14 protein-coding genes and 1 other RNA gene are annotated in these 13,775 nt (G+C 41.5%); 11 read left to right on the top strand and 4 right to left on the bottom strand.

All coding sequences use genetic code 11. From position 1 onward, the window contains the following. Window positions 1–130 precede the first annotated feature (130 nt). Together sigG and ACESZG_RS00300 are read right to left on the bottom strand one after the other, a co-directional pair. Window positions 131–910 carry an RNA polymerase sporulation sigma factor SigG gene (gene sigG, locus ACESZG_RS00305; RefSeq protein ID WP_022381304.1) on the bottom strand — a complete coding sequence of 260 codons (780 nt, stop codon included), beginning with the start codon at window positions 908–910 and terminating at the stop codon, window positions 131–133. Between the two features lie 219 nt (window positions 911–1,129). Then, window positions 1,130–1,384 (bottom strand): YlmC/YmxH family sporulation protein, encoded by a 255-nt coding sequence (locus ACESZG_RS00300; RefSeq protein WP_008703528.1) that lies wholly within the window; start codon window positions 1,382–1,384, stop codon window positions 1,130–1,132. 280 nt (window positions 1,385–1,664) lie between these two features. Between ACESZG_RS00300 and nrdR the strand changes: the two genes are divergently transcribed. Next, entirely contained in the window at window positions 1,665–2,114 is a 450-nt protein-coding gene (gene nrdR / locus ACESZG_RS00295; RefSeq protein ID WP_008703527.1) for a transcriptional regulator NrdR, read from the top strand. 137 nt (window positions 2,115–2,251) lie between these two features. On the opposite strand, the gene gdhA is transcribed toward nrdR, so the two are convergent. After that, window positions 2,252–3,586 (bottom strand): NADP-specific glutamate dehydrogenase, encoded by a 1,335-nt coding sequence (gene gdhA, locus ACESZG_RS00290; RefSeq protein ID WP_008703526.1) that lies wholly within the window; start codon window positions 3,584–3,586, stop codon window positions 2,252–2,254. Window positions 3,587–4,124: 538 nt separating this feature from the next. Between gdhA and ACESZG_RS00285 the strand changes: the two genes are divergently transcribed. From ACESZG_RS00285 to ACESZG_RS00265, 5 genes are all read left to right on the top strand, one after another. Further along, window positions 4,125–5,486 carry a citrate/2-methylcitrate synthase gene (locus tag ACESZG_RS00285; RefSeq protein WP_008703524.1) on the top strand — a complete coding sequence of 454 codons (1,362 nt, stop codon included), beginning with the start codon at window positions 4,125–4,127 and terminating at the stop codon, window positions 5,484–5,486. Window positions 5,487–5,580: 94 nt separating this feature from the next. Next, entirely contained in the window at window positions 5,581–6,084 is a 504-nt protein-coding gene (locus ACESZG_RS00280) for a YqeG family HAD IIIA-type phosphatase (RefSeq protein ID WP_008703523.1), read from the top strand. Further along, complete coding sequence (locus ACESZG_RS00275) at window positions 6,081–6,605, top strand: shikimate kinase (protein ID WP_008703521.1); 525 nt, start codon at window positions 6,081–6,083, stop codon at window positions 6,603–6,605. The genes ACESZG_RS00280 and ACESZG_RS00275 overlap by 4 nt, the downstream gene beginning before the upstream one ends. Before the next feature lie 143 nt (window positions 6,606–6,748). Then, window positions 6,749–7,306, top strand: coding sequence for an elongation factor P (gene efp / locus ACESZG_RS00270; RefSeq protein WP_008703519.1), 558 nt, complete (start codon window positions 6,749–6,751; stop codon window positions 7,304–7,306). Window positions 7,307–7,418: 112 nt separating this feature from the next. Next, a complete protein-coding gene (locus tag ACESZG_RS00265; RefSeq protein WP_025577088.1) occupies window positions 7,419–8,426 on the top strand; it encodes an aldo/keto reductase in 1,008 nt (335 codons plus the stop codon). 35 nt (window positions 8,427–8,461) lie between these two features. Here the strand turns inward: ACESZG_RS00265 and ssrA are convergent. Continuing rightward, window positions 8,462–8,810, bottom strand: a transfer-messenger RNA (tmRNA) gene (gene ssrA, locus ACESZG_RS00260). A 406-nt stretch (window positions 8,811–9,216) separates the two neighbouring features. Between ssrA and ACESZG_RS00255 the strand changes: the two genes are divergently transcribed. The 5 genes from ACESZG_RS00255 (at window position 9,217) to ung (ending at window position 13,763) form a co-directional block, all read left to right on the top strand. Then, entirely contained in the window at window positions 9,217–9,897 is a 681-nt protein-coding gene (locus tag ACESZG_RS00255) for a response regulator transcription factor (RefSeq protein ID WP_020993968.1), read from the top strand. Next, window positions 9,894–11,438: a cell wall metabolism sensor histidine kinase WalK gene (locus tag ACESZG_RS00250; RefSeq protein WP_020993967.1), complete on the top strand. Its 1,545-nt coding sequence runs from the start codon at window positions 9,894–9,896 to the stop codon at window positions 11,436–11,438. The genes ACESZG_RS00255 and ACESZG_RS00250 overlap by 4 nt, the downstream gene beginning before the upstream one ends. A 219-nt stretch (window positions 11,439–11,657) precedes the next feature. Continuing rightward, window positions 11,658–12,296: an imidazole glycerol phosphate synthase subunit HisH gene (gene hisH, locus ACESZG_RS00245; RefSeq protein ID WP_008703502.1), complete on the top strand. Its 639-nt coding sequence runs from the start codon at window positions 11,658–11,660 to the stop codon at window positions 12,294–12,296. Window position 12,297: 1 nt separating this feature from the next. Further along, window positions 12,298–13,056 carry an imidazole glycerol phosphate synthase subunit HisF gene (gene hisF, locus ACESZG_RS00240; RefSeq protein ID WP_008703500.1) on the top strand — a complete coding sequence of 253 codons (759 nt, stop codon included), beginning with the start codon at window positions 12,298–12,300 and terminating at the stop codon, window positions 13,054–13,056. Window positions 13,057–13,088: 32 nt separating this feature from the next. Further along, window positions 13,089–13,763 carry a uracil-DNA glycosylase gene (ung, locus tag ACESZG_RS00235; protein ID WP_008703498.1) on the top strand — a complete coding sequence of 225 codons (675 nt, stop codon included), beginning with the start codon at window positions 13,089–13,091 and terminating at the stop codon, window positions 13,761–13,763. The last annotated feature ends 12 nt before the right edge of the window (window positions 13,764–13,775 follow it).

Below are 13,775 nucleotides of genomic sequence, written 5' to 3'. Positions count from 1 at the left end.
GAAGCTTCACAGACAGATCAGAACCTCATTGGAAAGAGGCGGAAAACGGTATATTTTAAAAGATATGTAAGGCAGTCTGGCAGGTATTGGGCCAGGCTGCTTTTCTGAATACGGATCTTGAATTATCATTTTATGGACGCAGATAATTACGCATGGATTTCAGTGCATTTTTTTCGAGACGGCTGACCTGTGCCTGGGAGATGCCGATTTCCTGAGCTACTTCCATCTGCGTCTTTCCTTCGTAGAAGCGCAGTTCTATGATATGCTTTTCGCGGCTGTTCAGCCTCTGCATAGCTTCGCGGAGAGCAAGATTTTCAATCCAGCGTTCTTCTTTGTTTTTTTTGTCACTGATCTGATCCATGACATAAAGAGTATCACCGCCTTCTGTATAGACCGGTTCAAAGAGACTCACAGGATTTTGGATAGCATCAAGGGCATATACGATCATTTCTTTTTCGATACCAATTTCCTGTGCAATTTCGGTAACTGTAGGTTCTTTCAGGTGCTGCTTCATATAATTTTCGCGGGTATAGATTGCTTTGTATGCAATATCACGAAGAGAACGGCTGACGCGGATACTGTTGTTATCCCTGAGATATCGTCTGATTTCGCCTATGATCATTGGAACTGCATAAGTGGAAAATTTTACCTGTAAAGTGGTATCAAAGTTGTCAATGGCCTTGATCAGACCAATACATCCGATCTGAAAAAGGTCATCGGCATTTTCGCTGCTGTTCTGAAATCGTCGTATTACGCTGAGAACAAGACGTAGATTTCCTTTAATGTACAATTCACGTGCCTGTTCATCGCCGCTTTTGATCCGTCTGAACAGTTCCGCTTTTTCTTCTGCTGTAAGAACAGGAAGTTTCGACGTATTGACTCCGCAGATTTCAACTTTGTTCAGTGCCATCTTATTGAATCCTCCTTATTATCTCTGGATGTAAACCGACTATTCGCAGATATGAGCCAGGATCCTCCGAAATCATTTCAGGAAATAAAAAAAGGACAGTGGCTGCCGAATAGTTGTCATATACTTCAGTAAGAATGATTCTCATATAGCAGTGGATTTATACTTTGACCGGGAAAATATAAAAAATATAGGTCCTTGACAATTCTCTGCGGTGAAATATCAGCCTTTATGGAAACATTTTTCTTCGTCTATTTTCACAAGGATGATATCGTCCCCGATCTGGCTGATACATTCCCAGGGAATGATATATTCATTATCACGTCCGAACAGGCAGCAGAATCTTCCGGGGCCTGGAAGTATAAGGGCGGTGAGTTGACTGCTTTTGCAGTCAAATTCCGCATCAATGGGACATCCGAGACTGCGGCAGGTACAGATATTAATTACTTCTTTTTGCTTTAATTCACAGATTTTCATAAATCAGATACAGTCCTTCCGGTTAAAATCAGACTGTCGTGCCAATGCTTTCAGAATCTGATATGCGTTTGATAACAATTTATGTATTTTTGCAAAAATTTATGCAAGTCCTTTTATTGACACCTTAAATAGAAATACAGTATAATAAAACTATATATAACTGTTTGTATTTGTGTTACTGAGAATGGAGTGAACAGTAACGTATTTGTAGCCGTTTAACCGAATCAAGTATATAGTACATAAGCAGAAAACAGTAATACGAATTAAAGGGGGACGTCGTATGAAGTGTCCATTTTGTAATCAGGATAATACGAGAGTAGTTGATTCCAGACCGGTAGAAGATACCAATTCTATCCGTCGCCGTCGTTTGTGTGATGCCTGCGGAAGGAGATTTACCACATATGAAAAGGTGGAAAGTATTCCGCTTACTGTGATCAAAAAAGATCAGAACAGAGAACAGTATAATCGCAGTAAAATTCAGTCGGGAATTCTGAGAGCCTGCTATAAAAGACCAATATCCATAGATAAGATTGAAGAGATGATGGATGCCATAGAGGGAGAAATCTTTAATACCGAAGAGAAAGAGATTTCCAGCACCAGAATTGGTGAGATCGTTATGGAACATTTGAAAGATCTGGATGCAGTTGCTTATGTACGTTTTGCGTCTGTATACAGAGAATTTAAAGATGTCAGTACTTTTATGGACGAGCTGAAGAAGTTTATGAATTAAATAAGAGTTCTGTGTGAACAAGTAATGTATGAATGCTCTGTGTGAAAGGATTTACGGGCAAATATAAAGAGCCGACGAGAATAATATCCCGCCGGCTCTTTATGTGTATTTTTATGGGGGTAATTAACTAAAATAAATTAAACAATACCCTGAGCGATCATAGCATCTACAACTTTCTCGAAGCCTGCGATATTAGCGCCTGCAACATAGTTGCCTTCCATATCATAACGCTTGGAAGCATCATCAACTTTATGGAAGATATCAACCATGATCTGATGAAGTTTTGTATCAACTTCTTCTGCTGTCCAGGAAAGTCTTGCAGAGTTCTGGCACATTTCAAGTGCGGAAGTAGCAACACCACCGGCATTAGCTGCTTTACCAGGCATAAATGTTACACCGTTTGCCATAAGGTAATCAGTTGCCTCGCGGGTAGTAGGCATATTTGCACCTTCTGCAACATATTTGCATCCGTTTGCAATAAGGATCTTAACAGCATCAAGGTCAAGTTCATTCTGAGTTGCGCATGGAAGATAGATATCACATTTGATGTTCCAGATACCTTTTCCTTCTGTATAAGTAGCGCCTTCTACGCGATCTGCGTATTCTTTGATACGTCCACGTTTTACTTCTTTGATATCTTTAACGATGTCAAGTTTGATTCCTTCCGGATCATAGATATATCCGTTGGAGTCGCACATAGCAACAACTTTACCGCCAAGTTCGGCAGCTTTCTCTACTGCGTAGATGGCAACATTACCGGAACCTGTTACGATGAGAGTTTTACCGGAGATTGTGTCGTTTTTAGCTTTAACCATTTCGTTTAGCATATATACAAGACCATATCCTGTAGCCTGTGTACGAATCAAAGATCCACCGTAGGAAAGACCTTTACCTGTGAGAACACCCTCGTATAATCCACGGTTTCTCTTGTACTGTCCATACAGATAACCAATCTCACGTCCGCCTACACCGATATCACCTGCAGGAACGTCCATGTCAGCACCGATATATTTGGAAAGTTCTGTCATAAAGCTCTGGCAGAATGCCATAACTTCTCTGTCAGATTTTCCTTTAGGATCAAAGTTTGAACCACCTTTACCGCCACCGATCGGAAGACCTGTAAGGGAGTTCTTGAAAATCTGTTCGAAACCTAAAAATTTAAGGATTCCCTGGTTTACTGACGGATGGAATCTTAAACCACCTTTGTATGGTCCGATCGCACTGTTGAACTGTACACGATAACCTTTGTTTACCTGTACAACACCTTTATCGTCTACCCACGGAACTCGGAAAGAGATGATTCTTTCAGGCTCAACAAGACGTTCCAGAATGGAAAGCTTGCGGTATTTCTCTTCATTTTTGTCGATTACGACTTTAAGGGAGTCTAAAACTTCCTTTACTGCCTGATGGAATTCAGGCTCATTTGGATTCTGTGCTACGACTCTTTCGTATACTTCTTCAGTATAAGACATTATGATTTCCTCCTCGTCCATCGTATAATTATTTTTTAAATCGACGTTATTATACACTAAAGTGTTACAAATGGAAAGAGCCAAATGAAAATTTTTTTATGAAAATTTTTTGAACAAAATTTGTACTTGCGAAATGGCGCCAAGTATGAGAAAATGTTAAAAATCATCCATACAATTTATAGCAATTTCTAAAAAATACAGTATATTTATAAAAACTGCGTAAATTCGCACTGTACGTTTCGGTTCTTATATTGCCATGTATCCGTAAGAAACTGCAAATGGAAAGTCAAGCGGATATTCGCAATTGAAGCAGGGGACTTACTTGATTCGGTTAAAAAATGCCTCGCAGGACAGTAGTGCGTGAACAGTAAGCGGTAATCTGTTTTTTTATGTTCAGAAACAGAATATATAAGATGTAGACCGAAAGAGAAAAAAATGCTATAATATTTACAGAGATGTGCATCTACAAATTGTTGCGATGACAGAAACGAGGAGGGAATCATTATCGAGAGAATTGTGAAGAAAGGAGATTTATTACATGGCGGGATTTAAAACCAAAGTAACACCTGAAATTGAAAATCTGACGGAGGTTTGCAAGGAACATACAAGTCTGGATCTTTCTCTGTATGCAAAATATGATGTGAAGAGAGGTCTTCGTGATATTAATGGAAAAGGGGTTCTTGCAGGCCTGACTCAGGTTTCTAATGTGAAAGCCACAAAGATCGTTGATGGCAAAGAAGTTCCATGTGCTGGAAGTCTTTCCTACAGAGGATATGATATCAAAGATCTTACCAGAGGATTTATCGAAGATGACAGATATGGATTTGAAGAAGTTACCTATCTTTTATTATTTGGCAGTCTTCCAGATAAGAAACAGCTTGCAGATTTTACACAGCTTCTGGCAAATCAGCGGTCACTTCCTACAAATTTTGTGCGTGATGTTATAATGAAGGCTCCGAGCAAGGATATCATGAACGGGCTTTCCAGAAGTGTGCTTACTTTATATTCTTATGATACCAACCCTGACGATACATCATTGCCGAATGTGCTCAGACAGTGTCTGAATCTGATCAGTGTATTTCCGCTTTTATCTGTTTATGGATATCAGGCTTATAACCATTATATTAAAGATAAGAGTCTCTATATCCATAATCCGAAGAAAGAACTTACCACAGCAGAGAACATTCTGAGAATGCTTCGCCCGGATAAGAAGTATTCACATCTGGAGGCAAAGATTCTGGATATTGCGCTTATCCTTCATATGGAACATGGCGGAGGTAATAACTCTACATTCACAACTCATGTGGTTTCCTCATCAGGAACTGATACATATTCTGCGATTGCCGCAGCACTTGGCTCATTAAAGGGACCAAAGCATGGCGGTGCCAACATTAAAGTTGTCAGGATGTTTGATGATATGAAGAAGGAAGTTAAGGATTGGAAGGATGAAGACGAGGTCCGGACATATCTGAAGAGACTTCTTCATAAAGAGGCATTTGACCGGAAGGGACTGATCTATGGAATGGGACATGCGATTTATTCAGTGTCTGATCCGCGAGCTGAAGTTTTCAAGGCATATGTGGAAACTCTGGCAAGGGAAAAAGGCAGAATGAAAGATTATGCCCTGTATTCTATGGTGGAACGTCTGGCACCTGAAGTAATTGCAGAAGAGCGTCGTATTTATAAAGGTGTAAGCGCCAATGTAGACTTTTACAGCGGTTTTGTGTACAGTATGCTGGATCTGCCACTGGAATTATATACACCGATGTTTGCAGTTGCACGTATCGTAGGATGGAGTGCGCACCGTATGGAAGAGCTCATTAATGCAGATAAGATCATCCGTCCGGCATATAAGAATGTTCTGGAACCGGCAGTATATGTTCCTCTTAATGAACGCTGATCATAATGATTCAGTATTTCGGGGACAGCGTACTGTCAGACACTTATCGCTGATCTTGTTTTCAGAAAAATATAAATAAAGGAAATGACTACGGATGTTTAATTGCTTTTTTCCGGATGAATATCTGGATTCTACCTATGTGATAAACTTCGATGATCTGTATGCGCAGGGATACAGAGGACTTCTGTTTGATATAGATAATACTCTGGTACCTCATGGTGCACCGGCAGATGAGAGAGCATGTGCGTTGTTTGCACATCTGAAGGAACTTGGATTTAAATGCTGTTTTCTGTCAAACAACCAGTACGAGAGAGTTTCTTCTTTTAATGATGCGATAGGAGCGCAGTTTATCGAGAATGCACACAAGCCTTCAACAAAAAATTATATCAGGGCAATGGAACTTCTTGGGACAGACAGAAGTAATACAGTTTTTATAGGAGATCAGCTCTTTACTGATATATATGGTGCGAAACGCACAGGAATCCGGAATATTCTGGTGAAACCACTCAATCCGAAAGAAGAGATTCAGATCGTACTGAAACGATATCTTGAAAGAATTGTACTATATTTTTACCGCAAAGAGGAGGGGAATTCATGAACCATATTGTTATCATAGGATTTATGGGTTCAGGTAAGACAAGAGTAGGAAAACGGCTGGCAAAAGATTTCAATCTTCCTTTTGTAGACGTTGACCGCGTAGTATCAAAGAAGATGAACCTTACAATGAAAGAAATCTTTGACAGATTCGGAGAACCATTTTACAGAGCTCTTGAGACAACTGTGATCAAGGCACTGATCGATGATCCGGAACAGAAGATCATTTCTCTGGGGTCCGGTCTTCCGATGCAGGAACAGAATGCAAAATATATTAAAAAACTGGGAACTGTAGTATATTTGAAGGGATCTTATGCAACGTTGAAGAAGAGACTGGAAAATTCCAGCAGCAATCCTCTGATCGAGGGAGAAGACAAAGAAGATAAGATCAGAAAACTTCTTAAACAGCGCGATCCGGTTTATACAAAGTTTGCAGATGTTGAGATGATCACAGGAGACAAGCCATTTGAGGATCTGATTGGTCAGCTTGAAGAAAAATTAAAAACATGTGTAAAAAATAGTTGAAAAAAACAGCAGAATATTATAAAATTAAATAAGAGTGTGTCACAAAACTGAGAAAAGCATGAGAGGGACACACACTTTGAACGGCTGTTGTTGTCAAAAGACACAGCATTGCTGAACTGTACTATTAAGGAGGAAATATAACTATGATTTCAGCAGGTGATTTCAAAAACGGTATCACACTTGAAATTGACGGAAACGTATGTCAGATCGTTGAATTCCAGCACGTAAAACCAGGAAAGGGTGCTGCTTTCGTAAGAACAAAATACAAAAACATTATTACAGGAGCAGTTCTTGAGAAATCTTTCCGTCCAACAGAGAAATTCCCGGCTGCACGTATTGAGCGTGTAGATATGCAGTATCTGTATGATGATGGTGATCTGTACTACTTCATGAACGTAGAGACATACGATCAGGTTGGTCTTACAAAAGATCAGGTTGGAGATTCTCTTAAATTCGTTAAAGAGAACGAGATGGTTAAGATCTGTTCCCACAACGGAAATGTATTTGCTATTGAGCCTCCTCTGTTCGTAGAACTTGAAGTTACTGAGACAGAGCCGGGATTTGCCGGAAATACAGCACAGGGTGCTACAAAACCGGCTACTGTAGAAACAGGTGCACAGGTTCAGGTTCCGCTGTTCGTTAACCAGGGCGACAAACTGAAAATCGATACAAGAACAGGAGAATATCTTTCTCGAGTATAATCAGGATGAAACCAGTTGTTTTTTCTGATTAACAGTTGTAAAGAGATAATCAGACTGCCATCGGTAAGATCCGGTGGCAGTTTTTATCTTTGATTGGAATAGGAGAAAAAATATGGAATACGTAACACTTGGAAAAACCGGTCTCAGGGTTTCCAGAATGGGCCTTGGCGGGATACCGATCCAGAAAATTGATGCGGAAGGAACAAAGACACTGCTGCATAAGCTGGCAGACCGGGGAGTAAATTATATTGATACAGCCAGAGGATATACGGTCAGTGAAGAATATCTGGGATATGCACTGGAAGGTATCAGGGACAGATTTATAATTGCCACAAAGTCCATGGCACGTACAAAGGAAGCCATGGCTGAAGATATTGAGAAGAGTCTTCATAATCTTCGTACAGATCATATTGAATTATACCAGGTGCATAATCCGAGTATGGAACAGCTTGATCAGGTGCAGGCGGCCGGTGGTGCCCTTGAAGCACTGCAGGAGGCAAGAGCAGCAGGAAAAATCGGACATATTGGTCTGACCGCTCATTCTGTGGAGGTTTTTGCCCGGGCTCTGGAGCTTGACTGGGTGGAAACTATTATGTTTCCATATAATATTGTAGAGAGTCAGGGGGAAGAGCTGATCTCAAAATGTGAGGAGAAAAACATCGGCTTTATTGATATGAAACCTCTGGCCGGTGGTGCAATTGAAAATGGAACGCTGGCATTGCGTTATGTCTGTTCGAATAAGAACGTTACTATTGTGATCCCGGGAATGGCGGAAGAGAAGGAAATCGAGGAGAATATAAAGGCCTGTCTTGATGATTCCCCGTTAAGCGAGAAAGAATTGGAGGAAGTTCAGACAGTACGGAATCAGCTTGGCACAAATTTCTGCCGCAGATGTAATTACTGTGCTCCATGCAGTGTGGGAATCGATATTTCGGGTGTGTTCCTGTTCGCAGGCTATCTTAACCGTTACGGGCTGGGAGACTGGGCAAGAAACCGTTACAGTTCTCTTGCGGTGAAGGCTTCCGCCTGTATAGAATGCGGCAAATGTGAAACCAGATGTCCGTACCATCTGCCAATCCGCGAAATGCTGAAAGAATGTGCACAACAGTTTGGTGAATAAAAAACATCCACAGGGAATTACCCTGTGGATGTTTTTTATGGACCTGGCGGGAATTGAACCCGCGTCCGAAAGCCTATTCATTGAGGCATCTCCCATCACAGTCGCTGTTTTAACATTCCCTTGGATGTACGCCCACCGACAGGCTTACAACCTTAGTAGCTTCATGATACATCTACCGGGGCAAAGCTTACCCGGCAAGGTTTCTCACATGGTTGACGTCAGATTCCTGAAGTGTGAGTGCATCAGGGCTGACGAGCAGCAATTAGGCTGCTAACGCGTACTGTTCGTCTGCGTTTATATTTAGTTTCCCGGTTGGTACGCAGTCTGGGAGTCTGCGGATGGCTTCCCCAACTTCAAAGCCCCCGTCGAAACCAGTACAAGCCCTGAAAATGAGTCTGCAACGCTGTTTTTTCATAAAACAGCACTGGTGATGAGACGAAAGCACTTTTTAATATTGATATATCATTCATTATATAAGATATATCGACTGATTAACAGTATAGAAATAAAAACAGAATTTGTCAAGAAGATTTTTATATTTGGGCCTGCTTGGTGTTGTGAACAGCAATACTTATAATTTTTCTGTCATATGTTCACAAATCTTACATAAATCTCTGCTATAGTAACCATATGAAAGATAAAATCTGTTGCTGAGGGCGATTTTCCCGGATTTTGCGCTGTGGCTGTAAAGGCGCTGAACAGTCGTGGATTTTAACAATACTCGGAAAACAGTATAAATAAAAAGTAAAAACTGTTTCGGAAAATAATGAAGAAAAACGGAGGGGATCAAATGGATACATTAAAAATCCTGGTGGTGGACGATGAGAGCCGCATGAGAAAGCTGGTAAAGGATTTCCTGACAAAGAAGAATTTCCAGGTACTGGAAGCCGGTAATGGTGAAGAAGCTATGGATATCTTTTATGAGGAGAAGGACATCGCACTGATCATTCTGGATGTCATGATGCCGAAGATGGATGGATGGGAAGTTTGCCGTGAGATTCGCAAGAACTCAAAAGTTCCGATCATTATGCTGACTGCAAGAAGTGATGAGAGAGATGAGCTTCTTGGATTTGATCTGGGGGTAGATGAATACATCTCCAAACCATTCAGTCCGAAAATCCTTGTTGCAAGAGTGGAGGCAATTCTGAGACGTACAGGTCAGAATAATCCTGAAGATGTGATTTCAGCAGGCGGCATTGTTATAGATAAAGCAGCACATCTGGCTACTGTGGATGGTAAGCCTATGGAACTGAGCTTTAAGGAATTTGAACTTCTGACATATTTTCTGGAGAATCAGGGAATCGCACTTTCCAGAGAAAAGATCCTGAATTCTGTATGGAATTATGACTACTTTGGAGATGCCCGTACGATTGATACCCATGTTAAGAAGCTCAGAAGTAAAATGGGAGATAAAGGTGAATATATAAAGACTGTATGGGGTATGGGATACAAGTTTGAGGTAGACGAATGACAGGAAACGGAAAAACAGATAAAAAATTTCATACTCTGCAACATCAGATTTCAGTAGTGTTTATATGTCTGTTACTGCTTTCGATCTTTACCATTACTCTGATCAATGGTCTTTTTCTTGAAAAATATTATGTATCCAAAAAAGTAGAAGTGCTGGAGGAGGCAAAAGAAGTGTTGTCTCAGATGAATCTGGATGACATCCTGCAGTATGATACAGATATAGAAGAGGACAAAAAAGGGGCAACAGATGAGATTTCGGATGAGATTGAGAGGAGCAGTTCCAGAAATAACCTTACCTGGATCATAGTAAATGAGGAAAACAGCGGTTATTATTACTGGGGAGAGAATAATATGGCAAAAATGCTCCGCAGTAAGCTGTTTGGGTATATTAATAATCTGGATCAGGATATGCAGCACAGTCGTGTGCTCAAAAAGACAGATACCTGTACCATGTGGCAGGTGCATGATCGCTTTGCAGGCATGGAATATGTGGAATGCTGGGGACAGTTTGATAATGGTTACTATTTCCTGATCCGTTCTCCTCTGGAAAGTATTAAGGAAAGTGCATCTATTTCCAACAGTTTTTACTTCATTGTAGGAATAATCATAATTGTGGTCAGCGGTATTGTGATTCTTGTGATGACAAATCGTATTACCCGCCCGATCAGTGAACTGACCAAATTATCAGAGAAGATGTCTGATCTGGATTTTGATGCCAGATATCAAAGCAGGGCAGGTAATGAGATTGATGTACTTGGCGATAACTTTAACAAAATGTCCAGAAAACTTGAGAGCACGATCTCAGAGTTGAAATCGGCTAATAACAAGCTTCAGAAAGACATAGAAGATAAGATTAAAATTGATGAGATGCGTAAGGAATTTCTTGATAATGTTTCTCATGAGCTGAAAACTCCTATTGCATTGATCCAGGGATATGCGGAGGGGCTGAATGAAAATATTTCCGATGATCCGGAAAGCAGGGAATTTTACTGTGAAGTTATTATGGATGAGGCTTCAAAGATGAACAAGCTGGTCAAAAACCTGCTGACGCTGAATCAGCTGGAGTCCGGTAAAGATGCCCCGGTGATGGAAAGATTTGACATTGTATCTCTGATCAGGGGTGTACTTGGTTCTATGCATATTATGATCGAACAGAAAGAAGCAACTGTGATTTTTGAAGAAACAGAACCTGTATATGTATGGGCGGATGAGTTTAAGATTGAAGAGGTTGTGACCAATTATACAAGCAATGCACTGAACCATCTGGACGGAGAACGAAAAGTAGAAATTAAGGTTCTTCAGGAAGAGGACTGTGTGAAAGTAACCGTATTTAATACAGGTACTCCGATTCCAGAAGAGGATATCCCAAATCTCTGGAATAAATTCTACAAAGTAGATAAGGCACGGACAAGAGAATATGGCGGAAGTGGTATCGGACTTTCAATTGTTAAGGCAATCATTGAGAGTATGAACCAGAAATATGGGGTATGCAATTATGATAATGGCGTGGAGTTCTGGTTCACTCTGGATTGCAGGCAGTGATAAGATATCCGGGTATTGTGAACGGAGTGAACAGTAACCGGTAGTATGACCGGAATAAAAACAGACAGAAGCAAAGAAAGCACTTTGCAACTGTCTGTTTTTGGGTTATACTGTATTGGAGCGTTTTGATCGGATATTTTATTCCGGTCTGACATGTGATCCGGAAAACCTTTGGATTACCATAATGAGGAAAACAGATAATGACATCAGGAGGATAACATGATTGCAATAATTGATTATGATGCCGGAAATATTAAAAGTGTAGAAAAAGCACTTCATTATCTTGGGGAAGAAACAACAGTAACCCGCGATCCGCAGACTTTGTTAAATGCGGATAAAGTAATCCTGCCGGGCGTGGGAAGCTTTGGACAGGCGATGGAGAATCTTCATACATACGGACTTGTACCTGTGATCCATGAGATTGTAGAGAAGAAGACGCCATTTCTTGGAATCTGCCTGGGACTTCAGCTCCTTTTTGAAAGCAGCGAGGAGACACCGGGGGTGGAAGGCCTTGGAATCCTGAAAGGGAAAATTGTTAAGATTCCGCCTGCGCCCGGGCTTAAGATTCCACATATGGGATGGAATTCCCTGCATTTTCAGAATAATGGCAGACTGTTTCAGGGAATCCCGGAACAGACCTATGTATATTTTGTGCATTCTTATTATCTGCAGGCAGAGGAGCCTGAGATTGTAAAGGCTACTACAGAATACAGCACCTGTATTCATGCTTCCGTAGAAAAGGACAATGTATTTGCCTGCCAGTTCCATCCGGAAAAGAGCAGCAAATGGGGACTGAAGATACTTGAAAATTTTGCTGCTGTGGGAAAAGACGGCAATACTGAGAAGGAGGGAAAATAAAATGTTTACAAAGAGAATTATTCCCTGCCTGGATGTAAATAACGGACGTGTGGTAAAGGGCGTAAATTTTGTGCAGCTTCGCGATGCGGGTGATCCGGTGGAGATTGCCAAAGCCTATGATGCAGCAGGAGCAGATGAACTGGTGTTTCTCGATATTACAGCATCCTGCGAACAGAGAGATACGGTAGTTGACATGGTAAGACGGGTTGCTGCCAATGTATTTATCCCGTTTACAGTAGGCGGCGGTATCCGTACTGTAGATGATTTTAAGAAACTGCTGAGAGAAGGAGCAGATAAGATTTCCGTAAATTCTGCAGCAATTGACAGACCGGAACTGATCAGTGAGGCGGCTGACAAGTTTGGAAGCCAGTGCGTAGTTGTGGCTATTGATGCCAAGCGCAGAGAAGACGGCGGATGGAATATTTACAAACATGGCGGAAGACTGGATACAGGGATTGATGCCATAGAGTGGGCAAAGAAAGTGGAAGCTCTGGGTGCAGGGGAAATCCTTCTCACAAGTATGGACTGTGACGGTACAAAAGCAGGATATGATCTGGCTCTTACCAGAGCAATTGCTGATGCTGTCTCCATTCCTGTGATCGCATCAGGCGGTGCAGGTACACTGGAGCATTTTTATGATGCACTGACCGAAGGGGGAGCAGATGCTGCACTGGCTGCGTCTTTGTTCCATTATAAAGAACTGGAGATTTCTCAGGTGAAGGATTATCTGTCTGACAGGGGAATTTCTGTCAGACGATGACCACGAAAAATATAAGAGGTGAAGGATAAGGTATGTCAGCAATTTCAGGTGACTGGCTGGAAGCCCTGAAGGGAGAGTTTCACCAGCCGTATTATGCAAAATTATATAAAACGGTGATGACAGAATATCAGACCAGGAAGATTTTTCCTCCTGCGGATGATCTGTTTAATGCATTTCATTTTACACCGTTAAACGAAGTGAAGGTAGTGATTCTGGGTCAGGATCCCTATCATAATGACGGGCAGGCTCATGGGCTTTGTTTTTCCGTAAAGAGAGGAGTGGAGACGCCGCCGTCCCTGGTGAATATTTATCAGGAGCTTCATGATGACTGTGGATGCTATATCCCCAATAACGGCTATCTAGAGAAGTGGGCGAAGCAGGGGGTGCTTCTTCTGAACACAGTTCTGACTGTACGCGCCCATCAGGCAAATTCACACAGGGGGATCGGCTGGGAGCAGTTTACGGATGCTGCGATCCAGGTTCTGAATGAGCAGGACCGTCCTATTGTATTTCTGCTCTGGGGACGTCCGGCGCAGATGAAAAAATCCATGCTGAATAATCCGAAGCATCTGATTCTGGAGGCACCTCATCCAAGTCCTCTGTCTGCTTACAGGGGATTTTTCGGATGTAAACATTTCAGTAAAACAAACGAATTTCTTGTTGCCAATGGTCTGGAACCAATCGACTGGCAGATAGAAAATATATAAGAAAAGAGGTAA

Source organism: Blautia sp. Marseille-P2398 (assembly GCF_964240315.1).
In the GTDB taxonomy this organism is placed as follows: Bacteria; Bacillota; Clostridia; order Lachnospirales; family Lachnospiraceae; genus Blautia_A; species Blautia_A wexlerae.
Note: the sequence above shows the minus strand (reverse complement) of the source record. Positions and strands in the feature narration are given on the sequence as shown.